This window comes from Salinicola lusitanus (assembly GCF_003206045.1).
GTDB lineage: Bacteria > Pseudomonadota > Gammaproteobacteria > Pseudomonadales > Halomonadaceae > Salinicola > Salinicola lusitanus.
Map to the genome: position 1 here is coordinate 311,908 of NZ_PZJM01000009.1, position 12,567 is coordinate 324,474.

The window sequence follows — 12,567 nt, forward strand, 5'->3', positions numbered from 1 at the left end:
GGCAGCGACAAGATCACCGGATGGCTTGGCTTAAAAAACCGATAACAAGTGTCGATGAAGCAAAACGAGATAACCAAACAACGGATTTTGCTCAGGAGTGATCCTATGAACGCTGTCATCTTTTCGGCGCCTCCCGCCAGCGCTGTCGTCAGTGCCGGCTGCCTGAACCGTGTCGATCTCGATGCCGTCTGTATCAACGCAACGGCCGCGCCTCCGCGGCGACGGGCCGTCATGTCGATGGCCGCCCGTCGGTATTGCCGTGATGCGGTCGACGGTACCGAGCTGACCGCTGCCGGGAGGAGCCTGACATGACCAAGCAGCCTAACGACGCGGCGCAGCCGGGAAGCCGCGAGGGAATTCGTAGCCCCGAGGGGGAGACGACGCCGATCAATACCGACTATGTCATCGGTCAGGACAACGTCTCGACCCGAGCCTTCGGGATCAATGTCGATCTGCATGGCAAGGTCTTTACCGTCTCGTCGCTGGTGATCCTGGCTTTCGTGTTCCTGGTGCTGGCGTTCCAGAACGAGGTCGAGCCGGTGCTCAACGGCGTGCGTGACTGGCTCACGGGTAACCTGAGCTGGGTCTTCCTGCTGGGCGCCGATATCTTCGTGCTGGTGTGTCTCGGCCTGATCTTCTCGCCGCTAGGGCGGGTTCGCCTGGGTGGCCCCGATGCCAAACCCGACTACAGCTACTTCGGCTGGTTCGCGATGCTGTTTGCCGCCGGGATGGGGATCGGGCTGGTGTTCTACGGCGTCTCCGAGCCGATGTCTCATTTCGACAGTTCGCTGAACGGCAGTGCCTATGCGCCGCTCGGTGGGGCGAAGGGCGACGAGGCGGCCGCGCTGTCACTGGGCATGGCCGCGACCATCTATCACTGGGGGCTGCATCCCTGGGCGGCGTACAGCCTGGTGGCGCTGGCCCTGGCGCTGTTCTCCTTCAACAAGGGGTTGCCGCTGACCATGCGTGCCGTCTTCTACCCCATCCTGGGTGAGCGTATCTGGGGCTGGCCGGGTCACTGCATCGATATCCTGGCGGTGTTCTCGACGCTGTTCGGGCTGGCGACCTCGCTGGGCTTCGGGGCCGCGCAGGCCTCGGCGGGTCTTCACTATCTATTCGGCATCCCCAATACCAACACCACCATGACCCTGCTGATCTTCGCCATTACCGGTATCGCCCTGATCTCGGTGCTCTCGGGGCTGGACAAGGGCGTGCAGCGGCTGTCGATGATCAATATGGGGCTGGCGTTCCTGCTGCTGCTGTTCGTCTTGATCGTCGGCCCGACGCGGATGATCGCCACCGACTTCTTCACCAACATCGCCTCCTATCTCGAGCACGTGCCAGCGCTGTCGATGCCGTTCGGGCGTGAGGACGAGGGCTACAGTCAGGGCTGGACGGCGGTCTACTGGGCCTGGTGGATCTCCTGGTCACCGTTCGTCGGCATGTTCATCGCGCGTGTCAGCCGCGGTCGCACCGTGCGTGAGTTCCTGATCTCGGTAATGCTGGTGCCGACTCTGGTGTCGATTCTGTGGATGACCGCCTTCGGCGAGACTGCCATCCATCAGCAACTGGTCGATGGCTTCCAGGGCGTGCAGAACGCCGCGCTCGAACTCAAGCTGTTCGTGATGCTGGACCAGCTCCCGCTCTCCACCATCACCTCGGTGCTGGGTATCGTGTTGGTTATCGTGTTCTTCGTCACCTCCTCGGACTCCGGCTCGCTGGTGATCGACTCCATCACGGCCGGCGGCAAGGTCGATGCGCCCACCTCGCAGCGCGTGTTCTGGTGTCTGATCGAGGGCGCCATCGCCATCGCCCTGCTGCTGGGCGGCGGGCTCGGCGGACTGCAGGCGGCGGCCGTATCGACAGGGCTACCCTTCACCATCGTGCTGGTGATCGCCTGCTACGGGATCGTCAGGGGATTGATGACTGAGCCACGTCAGCACAGGGCGGCGCGCGCCCCCGCGAGCTGACGACGCACCGTGAACCAGCGTCGGTGGTGCTCCTGCCGTCGACGCTGCTCGATTCACGCACGCAGGGCGCGGATGGGCAGCCGGCTCAACGCATAGAGCCCGAAGCTCAGCGCGGCGATGCAGGAGGATGCAGGAGGATGCAGGTAGGTTGGTGTAGTAGGAGAGCAGCAGTCCGCCGAGTGATTGGCCGAGGAGGCGGGCACCGACTACGAGGGCGGCAAGGAGATCATCATGCAGTCGCTCGGGGGCATTCCGCTGGGGCGGCCCTCCTCGCCCGGGGAAGTGGCCAATCTCATCGCTTTCCTGGCGTCATCCAGGGCGGCGAGCATCACCGGGTCCGAGTTCGTCGTCGACGGCGGTACCATTCCCGTGGCGTGAATCTTCAACCATCCGATGACCACGCCGCCCCGGTCAATTCACACGACACCGTCCACAGCCGATCTTCCACCGCCTGGTCCCTGGCCGCGGTGCTGCGATGGGCGCGCTTGGGTGCGCCGCGGGTCTCGCTGAAGCCGTCGGGGCCGAAGTAGTCGCCGGGGCCCACGTCGTCGGCGAGCGCGGCGTGAAGCGTGGGCCTGGCGCCCTGGTCGGCGGTTTGGCTGATCAGCGGCATCACCAGCTTGAACGCCTGGCCGATCAGGGCGCGACTCTTCACGCCGGCATCGAACAGCGCCGTGCGGGAGAGCCCGGGATGGGCGGCGACGCTCAACAACCCCCAGCCGTGCCGGTCGCTCTGCCGCTGCAGCGCCTGGGCGAACAGCAGCATGGCGAGCTTCGATTGCCGGTAGGCGCGCCACGGGTCGTAGTCGCGCTCGCCATTCAGATCATCGAAAGCGATCTTCCCGCCGCGATGCGCCAGGCTCGAGAGCTGGACGACGCGGGCAGGTGCGGAATCCCCCGACGAGGCGGCGACCAGCAGCGGCAGCAGCAGGCTGGTGAGCAGGAAGTGGCCGAGATAGTTGACCCCGAACTGGCGCTCGAAGCCGTCCTCGGTGCGCTCGCGCTTGGGCAGCGCCATGATGCCGGCGTTGTTGATCAGCCGGTGCAGCTCGGTTTCGCGCTCGCGCAGGCGCGCGGCGAACTGGCGCACCGACGCGAGACTGTCGAGATCGAGCCACTCGAAGCGAACCTCTGCGCCGGGCTGATGGGCACGCACCGCGTGGCAGGCGAGCTTGCCCTTGTCGGCATTGCGCCCGGCGACGATGACGCGATACCCGTTCGCTGCCAGGCCCTTGGCAGTCTCCAGTCCGAGTCCGGCGGTGGCGCCGGTGACGATGGCCAGCGGCGCTGCCGCCGGGGCGGATTCGGTCATCGAAGTCACTCCCGTGAAGGTCTATGTTAAAGATCGGTATTGAACGATGGAGTCGGTGCAGCGTTCAGGTTTCCTCGAACAGGGATATCAATGGGAGTCGTCAATGGCAACGAGAAGTCTCATCGGACGTAGCTGGTGGATCCTGATGGCGTTCGGCGTCATCGCCATCGTATTCGGCCTGATCGCGGTGTTTCAGCCGCTGGCCGCCATCGCGGCGTTGACCTGGATCATGGGCATCATGGCACTGGCGGAAGGCGTCTCCACGCTGTTCATGACGGCGACGGCCTATCGAGGCGCGGGCAAGGGATGGCTGATCGGCTACGGCGTGCTGTCGATACTGTTCGGCCTGCTCGCGATTTTCGATCCGCTCTCCATGGCCAGCGCGCTGCTGGTGCTGGTGGGTATCTGGCTGATCATCGCCGGCGTCTATCGCCTGCTGCTGGGGCTGCGCATTCGCCGCCCGGTGGCCGGCCAGGGCTGGGCCGCGCCCGGCGAGGGATGGACCGTTCTCAGTGGGGTGCTGGCGTTGCTGCTGGGCATCCTGCTCGTCGTCAGCCCGCTCAGCGGCCTGGTGGCCACTGCGCTGTGGATCGGGATCGTCGCGCTGGTCTACGGCGTCATCCAGGTGATCGCGGCATTGCGGGTGCGCAAGATGTTCGCCGGCCCTCGCTAGCGAGGGCCGCAATGTCCAGAGAGCGCCCAAGCGATTGGGCGCTCTCTCATTTGGGCATCAGCACCCACATCTCGCCCCGCTGTTTCATCCGGCTGGCGGCCTCGCCGGCGGCGTCGCCGTGGCCCCAGTAGAAGTCGGCGCGCACCGCGCCCTTGACCGCGCTGCCGGTGTCCTGAGCCACCATCAGGCGCTGCAGCGGCTGGTTGGAGAGCGGCTGGGTAGTGGAGAGGAACACCGGCGCGCCGAGCGGGATCTCGTCGGGGTCGACCGCGATGCTGCGCTCGGAGGTGAGCGGCACCCCCAGCGCGCCCACCGGGCCGCTGGTATCGGCCAGCGCTTCGCTGCCCTTGAGCTCGCGGAAGAACACCATGCGTGGATTGACGTTGAGCATTTCCTCCACCTGGCCCGGGTGGCGGCGGGCCCAGTCGCGCACGCCGGGCAGCGTGGCCTGGGCGGGCGTGATCTCGCCCCGGTCGATCAGGCGCTTGGCGAAGGAGCGGAACGGCTGGTTGTTGGTGCCGGCGTAGGCCACCCGCATGGTGGTGCCGTCGGTCATTTCGACGCGGCCGGAGCCCTGAATCTGCAGGTAGGCCGCCTCCACCGGGTCGTCGACCCACACCAGTTCGGTGCCATCGAGATCGCCGCTGCGCATCAGTTCGGCGCGGGTCGGGCCGACGTGGGTATGTCGCTTCCAGTATTTCGGGTACTGGTAGAGCGGCGTTTGGTAGGGCCCGCCGCGCACGCGGGAGCCGCGCAGGATCGGCTCGTAGTAGCCGGTGATCAGGCCGGTCGCGCTGCCGTCGCTATTGGTCACGCGATACGGCACGAAACGGCTCTCGAAGAAGTTCTGGATCGCCAGCGCATTGAGCGGATCGACCGACCGGGCATCGTGGCAGACGCTCTTCCATGTCGGCTTGCGCTCGAGCCGCTTGCAGCTCTCCCGGAATGCGCTCCATGCCGCCATCGGTTGGTCCCGGTTCCAGCCCGGCAGGTGGTGCCAGGTGGTCTTGCGCGCCGGCTGTTCGACCCGCGCCTCCGGGCTACCGCTTGGTGCCGGGGTCATGACCGGACCGCTGGAGCAGCCCGCCACCAGCAGGGCGAAAAAGAGAGCGGCCAGCAGCCAGGAGAAGCGGAGTGACGATGCGCGCTGGCGCGGGGCGCTTGAAAGCATGCAGATTCGATCCTTGAACACGATGCACAGACGAAGGCGGATAAACGGGACGATGGATAAAAGCTGGAGCGAGCATATCGCCGCCGCTCGATGGCGTCGAGCGAGGTATCGACCAAAGACAGCCGCTGCAAGTTCCTTCCCCATCGCATTACACTGTGCGCTTTGCTCTCGCGGCAGGACCGTCTCATGACCCATGTCATCTCCATTCAGAGCCACGTCGCCTATGGCTACGTCGGCAACCGTGCCGCCGTGTTTCCGCTGCAGCGGCTGGGGCTGGAAGTCACCGCCATCAACACCGTCCAGTTCTCCAACCACACGGGCTATGGCGCCTTTACCGGCGATGTCTTCAGCCCGGACCATCTCAGGAACGTGCTGGATGGGGTCGAATCGCTGGTCGGGCTCGACGATGTCGACGCCCTGCTTTCCGGCTACATGGGCGACGAAGGCATCGGTCGCGCCGTGCTGGATAGCGTCGACCGGGTCAAGCAGGCCAATCCGCAGGCGCTCTACTGCTGCGATCCGGTGATGGGCGACGTCGGGCGCGGCTTCTTCGTCCGCGAAGGGATCCCCGAGTGGATGCGCGACCACGCCATCGCCCGCGCCGATATCGTCACCCCCAACCAGTTCGAGCTCGCCTTCCTGGCCGGGCGGGAAGTGAACACCCTGGAAGACGCCCTTGCCGCCGCCGCCGCACTACGCGCCAAGGGCCCCAGGGTGGTGTTGATCACCTCGCTGGAAGTCGAGGGTGACGACCAGCGACACATCGGCATGCTGGTGGACGCCCCCAGTGGCAGCTGGCGGATCGCCACGCCCAAGGTCGACTTCGCCATCGCGCCCAACGGTGCCGGCGACTTCACTGCCGCGATGTTCCTCGCCCACAGCCTGCGCGCCGGGCTTACCGAAGAAGGCCCCGCTCGCGCCCTGGAGCAGACCGCCGCCGCGGTGCAGATGCTGTTCGAACACACCCGCCGCGCCGGCACCCGCGAGCTGGCGATGATCGCCGCGCAGCAGGATATCGTTTCACCGACCGTCACTCTTCATGCCGAACGTCTCAGATAACCTCGCCACGACCCATGAACCCCCGCTCTACCTGGGCATGGCGATGTGGGCCAACACCGACTGGCAAGGCAGCCTGCTACCCGGCCACGGCGACGTGGAGCTGCGCGACTACGCCAGCGTGTTCAACGCCGTGGAGGGCAACACCACCTTCTACAGCGGCATTCCCAAGGCGGAGACGGTCGCGGCCTGGGCCGAGCAGGCGCCCGAGACCTTTCGTTTCTGCTTCAAGCTGCCCAGCCAGCTGACCCATGGCAAGCGCCTGCGCGACATCGACAATGAGTTCGAACGCTTCATCGAGCGCCTCTCACCGTTGAAAGATCGTCTAGGGCCGATCATGGTCCAGCTACCCAGAGATTTCGGCCAGGGCGAGCTGCCGACCCTCGAGCGATTACTCACTCACTGGCCACGGGAGATACCCTGCGCGGTCGAGGTCCGGCACAGTGATTTTTTCCACAAGGGGGCACCAGAACAGGCATTCAACCGCTTGTTGATAAGTCAAGACGCCAATCGGGTCATGCTCGACGTGCGCGCGCTCTTTGCCACACCCCCAGGGCTTGACAACCGGCTCGCCAAGGCGCAGGGCGAAAAGCCGAAAGTCCCATTACACGTGCTCTGCACGGCGGTCAATCCCGTTATTCGATTTATCGGGCACTTCGACGAAGCCATTAACCTGGCCCGTTTCGAACCGTGGATAGAACGCCTCACCCTGTGGATAAAACAGGGGAAAACCCCTTTTCTCTTTGTGCATACACCGGACAACCGCCAGGCGCCGGAACTGGCACGAAAGTTCTACAGTCGTATCGCCGAACGGATCGAATTGCCGTCGCTGGCCGAGTTCCCGGGCGAGCGACAGAATTCGCTGTTTTAGACAAATCTGAAACAGGCTGTTGATAACTCGAGCACGCTTCGTCGACCCCATGTCGCCCATCACGCAGGGTCAGTGACCGCCTGTCCGCGGTGCCGATGCGTGGGGGCTGCTCCGCTTAACGTTGATCTTCACGTAAAGGTCAATTAACGCTAGGGTAGAGAAAATCATACAAGAGAATAACGCCGTGTCCGGCCAGACCTATGCCATTGGCGAACTCGCGCAACACTTCGATGTGACCACCCGCACCATCCGCTTCTACGAGCAGGAGGGCCTGCTCTCCCCCGAGCGGCGCGGCAAGACCCGCGTCTACCACGAGAAGGACCGCGTTCGCCTCAAGCTCGCCCTGCGCGGCAAGCGTCTCGGTTTCTCGTTGATCGAGATTCGCGAAGTGCTCGACCTTTACGACACCCGTCACGACGGCAGCATCCGACAACTCGAGCGCCTGCTCGAGATCCTCGCCGACAAACGCGCCAATCTCGAACGCCAGCTCGAAGACATCCGCATCATGCAGCGCGAGCTGGATCAGGTCGAAGAACGGTGCAAAGGTGCATTGGGAGAGTTGAAGGCGGCGGAACAGGGTCACTGAGCGCTGGTTGGTACACACGGTTCTGCTCTGCGGCTCCTTCAATGGTAGTCAAACTGCACGGAGCAACGGCATGCAACATGACCTGGAAGCCAACAAGCGCAATGCGATCGCCTTCTATCGCACGGCTTATCTCGGCGACCCTACCCTTGCCGTCGAAACGTACGTCGGCGCTGACTACATTCAGCACAACCCGGTGGTCGGTAATGGAAAGCAAGCGTTCGTCGATTACTTCACGGCAATGGCTGAGCAGTATCCCGGGAAGGAAATCGAGTTCGTGCGCGCGGTGGCCGAAGCCGATCTGGTATCCCTACACACGCACCAGACCTGGCCCGGCGGCGATGAGTACGTCACGATGGATTTTTTCCGCTTCGACGACAACGGCAAGATCGTAGAGCATTGGGATTCCATCCAGAGAATTCCAGATGAAACCAAGAACGGAAATCCGATGTACTGAGTACCTACGGCTAGCGCTTCAATCTGGCCATTCTTGTCACGGAAAGTGGCCAGTGACCCTTCCCCCTCTTAAATAATCTTCGGTTTTCGACACAACAGCGCCCTCCACCTGACGCCACGACTGATTAATGCTTTCGTGGCGTTGTTTCTAATGTAATGCTTGGTTACTGTGCGTATAACAGCAAAAGAAATGGCTTACAGAGCCACAAGCTAACAAGGGACAGCCGCGCTGGGATGATGGGAAGCACCGTCATCCTCCATGGCTGGCGGTAGCGTGGCGTGTATCAGTAAAGCCTGCCGAACGACCCAGCGCCACATGACTGTATCTATGAACAGCGATATCAGATTGAGCAAAACGCGCGAGCACGTGAATTCTGCAAATCACGCCTAATTATTCTGAGTGTTGATTAAAAATCAATGCGTTAGATGCGAAAGGCCAAGCTACATAAGGTTGTTGAATATGCGCGCTCGTTCAAGAAAAAAAGAGCGCGCTACCTAATACCTGTTATGCCTAAAAGGAGTTTCCGGGTTTGAGTGAGAAAAACAACCACTACAAAGAGCTTATGAGCAGAATGAAGTCTGCCCACGAACAAGGGTTTTATCTCGAAGCATGTTGGTTTGCATATACGGTTCTAGAAGACCGGCTTCTATCTGCTCTTAGGCAGTCGGGTGGCGCTACTTACGCTAACCATCGCCCAATTCGGATGCTAGGTAAAAAGATGCAGGAAATTCGGCAGCGAAAGCCGAATGATCCGCTACTGGTTGCTTACTTCAACGACCCTCTTATGGATCGTATCCATCAATGGAAAGAAGATCGCAACGATTTAACTCACGCAATGGCTGATGGCACTAAGTCAATGGCAGAAATAGATAAATCGGCTTATCTGCTCAGTACATCTGGGGCAAAGCTAGTTAATGAAGTATGTTCAGCGTCAAGGCGGCTAAAGAAAAATCGTGAAAAGGCATAACAAACCGCTCAAATTCGTTCCGGCTGCAAAAGGCGCAGCCTCCACCGGACTCGCTAACGCTCGCCGTTTAGCGGGGCGTTAGATGATTTAGGAAGCATTGAGAACTGTCAATTATTTTAATCTGTTCTTTGAGTGATTGTGATAGGAAAGTATTCTTAAGTAGTATCTTGTTGTTTAAATTGAGTATGTATGAAATGAAAACTAGAGCTCTTAATATATTTCGTTTGTGTAAATTATCGCGAAACTACTTAGAAGGAAAATCTGAGTTTGAATTCAATGCAACTGATGCAAAATGTATGACTATTGATGACCAAGAACAATTTGAAGATGCTTTAGACCGTTTTATGCAGTTAAAAGTTGCTGAAGGCTTATCTCAGGAATTTGTATTAATTACTATAAGAAGAGTGTTGATTTCGCGTAAAAATGATAATGACATTGATTATAATTTAAGAATTGAGGAGTTTGTCAGGATAATTAATAGTTTAGAAATGAAAAAACATAAGGTTATCAAGGTTGTTCATGGTGTTAATTTAAGTGATTCAACTGATCCCATGGAATTTGAAAATCTTACAATATATGATCTTCCTAGGCATAAGGAACAAGTTAGTTCATTGTTTGATTCAGAATTCGAAGTGAAACACAAATATAACCAAGATTATGATCTTGTAGCTATAGAATGCTTAATTGATGCAAAAGACCATTGGAAAGCCCTAGAGTTATCAAATAGCATGTTTAATAAATTTGAGTTGTTGCTTGCGTTCTTGCTAAATGAAAAATATATGGATTATTCCGTTGGTGTACTTCGAGTTAACTTTAAACCTTACCAAGATGCAGTAATTAACTTCGATGGGGGAGTTATATCTGGTGATGAGAAGAATAATGGTTTTATATCTAGTCTTGATGTTTCAACTCTCAACAGTTTACTACCAAGGGAATACACAGATTTCTATGATAGCTTGGTAAGAATAGCACTTACACCTACAACTTCATTTGATAGAAAAATGGCAAGTGCTATTGAATGGTTAGGTGAGTCTTATATGGATACAAATAAAGCAAGTGCCTATTTAAAGGCTGTAATAGCATTAGAAGCCTTACTAAAACTGGATGAAAAAGGTGTTATAACAGCTTCAGTTATGTCCAGTATCGCTGAACAATGTGCATTTTTGCACGGAAATACTGTAGATGAGCGTATAAATGTAGAAAAAAAAGTAAAAGAGCTCTATTCAGAACGTTCTAAAATTGCTCACACAGGTACAAACTCAGTATCTCCTAAAAAACTTCGCGTGGTTAGGGAGTTTGTTGCTTTGACAATTTTACGTCTAATCGCGGTTACAGTTAAGTTGGCCTTGAAAAAACCGGACGACTTTCAATTGCTTTTACGCAAGAAAAAGTATGAAGGCGATTGTTTTCACTAACTGTTAATATGGGTGTGCGCATTCATCTAACAAAGCGTTTAAGAGTGATTCCCAACGCATGGCATTTTTCATTCCATCGTTGAGTTCAGTGTTTATGGTGGCTAGGTTAAGTTTCGTGGTAGCGTTGCTCACACCTTAATGCGGCGTTAGCTTTTCAGTATTTCTACTAATTAGGCCCTTTGCAGGTCAATTTATTAGATGCACATTCTTTGGAGGCTTACATGATCTTCGTGTATGGCATAAAGGAGCACATTAACCCTATCAAGGCGCAGCTTTCGAATGTCATTCATGGCTGCATGCAGGAGGTTCTCGGGATGCCGGAGGGCAAGCGTGCCCATCGGTTTGTACCGCTGGATGCAGAGGATTTCTATTTCCCTGACGATAGAACGTCGGCTTACACGGTTATCGAAATCAATATGATGCAAGGGCGGTCCAAGGAGACGCAGAAGGCTCTGATCAAGGCGCTTTTCCGCCAGATAGAAGCCGAGATCGGCATATCGCCCATCGATATCGAGATCACGCTCAAGGAGCAGCCCGCTCATTGCTGGGGATTTCGTGGCATGACCGGAGATGAAGCGCGTGATCTACAATATTCGGTGAATGTCTGACGTGGCAGCTATTGCCTAGACTCATGCACGTGGAACCAACCGAGTACTGACGATGGATTGGCTGACGTTCATTTCGAGCCTTGTCAGGTCGCTGGCCTGGCCGGTGTTCGCCCTCATTCTCGCGCTTCTCTTCCGCGACCAAATTCTGCAGTTTGGATCCTTCATCAAGAAGCTGCGTGCCGGGCCCATCGAGGCTGAGTTCGAGCACGACCTTGAGCAGTTGCGCTCGCTGTCGCCGGGTCCCAGTGACGTCGTTGGTGTGCGTGCTGGTGAAGAGGAGACGTTTCTCACCGAGCTGGCCGAGCGCCATCCCCGTACGGCGATATTGGAGGCGTGGACTCGACTGGAGCGTGCGGCCCGCGCGTCGCTGTCGTCACAGGAAGGCGGCGAAAGTGGCCCGGGCGAGGTATCAGCGGCTCGGCTGCCGGAACTGCTCGTACGGGCAGGTCTGATCGATCAGCCACAGGTGACGCTGTATCACGAGCTGTGGCGTTTGCGTCGCGAGGTGGCTCGCGATCTGGAACCGACGAAAGAGGCGGCGCGCACCTATGTCGAGTTGTGTTTGGCGCTGCAATCCCAGCTATATCGCGGAGCCTAGAGCGGTTGAAACATGATGACTAGCGCGCCGCCAACGCCACGCCTACCTTGGACCGATTTGGCCTGCCGAGGGGCTGTGTTATCCGCACCCCGGCAAACCCATCATTCGTTATCAATCGGACAGTCGCGTACGTTGGCCGATTGTCAGCATCAAGATTAACTGCGGGGAATAAGATGAACCAGGACGAGATCAAGGCACTGTTCGACCAGCAGGCGGCAAGCTACGACCAGCAGTGGGCCAAGACGTCACCGATTCGGAATTGCCTGCATCTGTTGCTGGGGTCATTGTTCGCGGATTTGCCGGCGGAGGCACGAATTCTCTGTGTCGGGGTGGGGACGGGCGATGAGCTGTTCTATCTCGCCTCACAGCATCCTGGTTGGCGTTTTACGGCCGTGGAGCCGTCGGGGCGTATGCTCGACGTCTGTCGGGAAAGGGCCGAGAAGGAAGGTGTGACGTCTCGCTGCACCTTCCATGAGGGGTATCTGGAGTCACTACCCACCGCCGAGCTACACGATGCCGCGACCTGCCTGCTCGTCTCGCAGTTCATCACGAATCCCGACGAGCGCTCCGGTTTCTTCCGTGGCATTGCCGCGAAACTCAAGTCGGGTGGCATTCTCGCAAGCGCCGACCTGGCGTCAGACATCGCGTCACCCGAATATGACGTACTGCTTCACGCGTGGATGAACATGATGTCCGCGGCCGATGTCTCCGAAGAGATGATGGCGCGGATGCGCCATGCCTATGCGCATGATGTCGGTGTGCTACCGCCAGCGCGGATTGCCTCGATCATCGAGGCAGGCGGTTTCGAACTTCCGGTGCCGTTTTTCCAGGCGGGGTTGATCCATGCATGGCTTTCCCGCCGGGCTTGAGTGAATACCCCTCTATC

General features: G+C 58.3%; 15 protein-coding genes. 13 read left to right on the forward strand and 2 right to left on the reverse strand.

Features of this window, described 5'->3' with window-relative positions; translation table 11 throughout:
* Window positions 1-105: 105 nt before the first annotated feature.
* The 3 genes from DOM45_RS14740 to DOM45_RS14750 all read left to right on the forward strand — a co-directional run bounded on the left by DOM45_RS14740 (window position 106) and on the right by DOM45_RS14750 (window position 2,348).
* On the forward strand, window positions 106-312 hold the full coding sequence (locus DOM45_RS14740; RefSeq protein WP_110601703.1) for a hypothetical protein: 207 nt from the start codon (window positions 106-108) through the stop codon (window positions 310-312).
* The gene (locus DOM45_RS14745; protein ID WP_110601704.1) at window positions 309-1,970 is read left to right on the forward strand and encodes a BCCT family transporter; all 1,662 of its coding nucleotides are present in this window, start codon (window positions 309-311) and stop codon (window positions 1,968-1,970) included. Before DOM45_RS14740 ends, DOM45_RS14745 begins: the two co-directional genes overlap by 4 nt.
* Window positions 1,971-2,153: 183 nt before the next feature.
* Window positions 2,154-2,348 (forward strand): SDR family oxidoreductase, encoded by a 195-nt coding sequence (locus DOM45_RS14750; RefSeq protein WP_240612411.1) that lies wholly within the window; start codon window positions 2,154-2,156, stop codon window positions 2,346-2,348.
* Between the two features lie 4 nt (window positions 2,349-2,352).
* Here DOM45_RS14750 and DOM45_RS14755 read toward each other — a convergent pair whose 3' ends face one another.
* On the reverse strand, window positions 2,353-3,282 hold the full coding sequence (locus DOM45_RS14755) for an oxidoreductase (RefSeq protein WP_110601706.1): 930 nt from the start codon (window positions 3,280-3,282) through the stop codon (window positions 2,353-2,355).
* A 103-nt stretch (window positions 3,283-3,385) separates the two neighbouring features.
* Between DOM45_RS14755 and DOM45_RS14760 the strand changes: the two genes are divergently transcribed.
* A complete protein-coding gene (locus DOM45_RS14760) occupies window positions 3,386-3,955 on the forward strand; it encodes an HdeD family acid-resistance protein (protein WP_110715281.1) in 570 nt (189 codons plus the stop codon).
* 46 nt (window positions 3,956-4,001) lie between these two features.
* On the opposite strand, the gene mltA is transcribed toward DOM45_RS14760, so the two are convergent.
* Window positions 4,002-5,126, reverse strand: a complete 1,125-nt coding sequence (mltA, locus tag DOM45_RS14765) for a murein transglycosylase A (protein WP_110601708.1) — start codon at window positions 5,124-5,126, stop codon at window positions 4,002-4,004.
* A gap of 186 nt (window positions 5,127-5,312) precedes the next feature.
* Here mltA and pdxY point away from each other — a divergent pair, with 186 nt between their 5' ends.
* From pdxY to DOM45_RS14800, 9 genes are all read left to right on the forward strand, one after another.
* Complete coding sequence (gene pdxY / locus DOM45_RS14770; RefSeq protein WP_110601709.1) at window positions 5,313-6,185, forward strand: pyridoxal kinase PdxY; 873 nt, start codon at window positions 5,313-5,315, stop codon at window positions 6,183-6,185.
* The gene (locus DOM45_RS14775) at window positions 6,166-7,053 is read left to right on the forward strand and encodes a DUF72 domain-containing protein (RefSeq protein WP_110601711.1); all 888 of its coding nucleotides are present in this window, start codon (window positions 6,166-6,168) and stop codon (window positions 7,051-7,053) included. The genes pdxY and DOM45_RS14775 overlap by 20 nt, the downstream gene beginning before the upstream one ends.
* 184 nt (window positions 7,054-7,237) lie before the next feature.
* On the forward strand, window positions 7,238-7,639 hold the full coding sequence (locus DOM45_RS14780; RefSeq protein ID WP_110601712.1) for a MerR family transcriptional regulator: 402 nt from the start codon (window positions 7,238-7,240) through the stop codon (window positions 7,637-7,639).
* Between the two features lie 70 nt (window positions 7,640-7,709).
* Window positions 7,710-8,093 carry a nuclear transport factor 2 family protein gene (locus tag DOM45_RS14785; RefSeq protein WP_110601713.1) on the forward strand — a complete coding sequence of 128 codons (384 nt, stop codon included), beginning with the start codon at window positions 7,710-7,712 and terminating at the stop codon, window positions 8,091-8,093.
* Window positions 8,094-8,622: 529 nt separating this feature from the next.
* On the forward strand, window positions 8,623-9,060 hold the full coding sequence (locus tag DOM45_RS20100; RefSeq protein WP_157958445.1) for a hypothetical protein: 438 nt from the start codon (window positions 8,623-8,625) through the stop codon (window positions 9,058-9,060).
* A gap of 194 nt (window positions 9,061-9,254) precedes the next feature.
* Entirely contained in the window at window positions 9,255-10,475 is a 1,221-nt protein-coding gene (locus DOM45_RS20105; RefSeq protein WP_157958446.1) for a HEPN domain-containing protein, read from the forward strand.
* Window positions 10,476-10,696: 221 nt separating this feature from the next.
* Window positions 10,697-11,083, forward strand: coding sequence for a tautomerase family protein (locus DOM45_RS14790; RefSeq protein ID WP_110601714.1), 387 nt, complete (start codon window positions 10,697-10,699; stop codon window positions 11,081-11,083).
* A 52-nt stretch (window positions 11,084-11,135) separates the two neighbouring features.
* The gene (locus DOM45_RS14795) at window positions 11,136-11,681 is read left to right on the forward strand and encodes a hypothetical protein (protein WP_110601716.1); all 546 of its coding nucleotides are present in this window, start codon (window positions 11,136-11,138) and stop codon (window positions 11,679-11,681) included.
* 173 nt (window positions 11,682-11,854) lie between these two features.
* Complete coding sequence (locus DOM45_RS14800; RefSeq protein ID WP_110601717.1) at window positions 11,855-12,550, forward strand: class I SAM-dependent methyltransferase; 696 nt, start codon at window positions 11,855-11,857, stop codon at window positions 12,548-12,550.
* The last annotated feature ends 17 nt before the right edge of the window (window positions 12,551-12,567 follow it).

Excerpts from the sequence above, each read along its gene's own strand:
- DOM45_RS14760 (WP_110715281.1), top strand. The coding sequence starts at position 3,386 with ATGGCAACGAGAAGTCTCATCGGACGTAGCTGGTGGATCCTGATGGCG.
- DOM45_RS14775 (WP_110601711.1), top strand. The coding sequence starts at position 6,166 with ATGCCGAACGTCTCAGATAACCTCGCCACGACCCATGAACCCCCGCTC.
- pdxY (WP_110601709.1), top strand. The coding sequence starts at position 5,313 with ATGACCCATGTCATCTCCATTCAGAGCCACGTCGCCTATGGCTACGTC.
- DOM45_RS20105 (WP_157958446.1), top strand. The coding sequence starts at position 9,255 with ATGAAAACTAGAGCTCTTAATATATTTCGTTTGTGTAAATTATCGCGA.
- DOM45_RS14745 (WP_110601704.1), top strand. The coding sequence starts at position 309 with ATGACCAAGCAGCCTAACGACGCGGCGCAGCCGGGAAGCCGCGAGGGA.
- DOM45_RS14785 (WP_110601713.1), top strand. The coding sequence starts at position 7,710 with ATGCAACATGACCTGGAAGCCAACAAGCGCAATGCGATCGCCTTCTAT.
- DOM45_RS14755 (WP_110601706.1), bottom strand. The coding sequence starts at position 3,282 with ATGACCGAATCCGCCCCGGCGGCAGCGCCGCTGGCCATCGTCACCGGC.
- mltA (WP_110601708.1), bottom strand. The coding sequence starts at position 5,126 with ATGCTTTCAAGCGCCCCGCGCCAGCGCGCATCGTCACTCCGCTTCTCC.
- DOM45_RS14795 (WP_110601716.1), top strand. The coding sequence starts at position 11,136 with ATGGATTGGCTGACGTTCATTTCGAGCCTTGTCAGGTCGCTGGCCTGG.
- DOM45_RS14790 (WP_110601714.1), top strand. The coding sequence starts at position 10,697 with ATGATCTTCGTGTATGGCATAAAGGAGCACATTAACCCTATCAAGGCG.
- DOM45_RS14800 (WP_110601717.1), top strand. The coding sequence starts at position 11,855 with ATGAACCAGGACGAGATCAAGGCACTGTTCGACCAGCAGGCGGCAAGC.
- DOM45_RS14740 (WP_110601703.1), top strand. The coding sequence starts at position 106 with ATGAACGCTGTCATCTTTTCGGCGCCTCCCGCCAGCGCTGTCGTCAGT.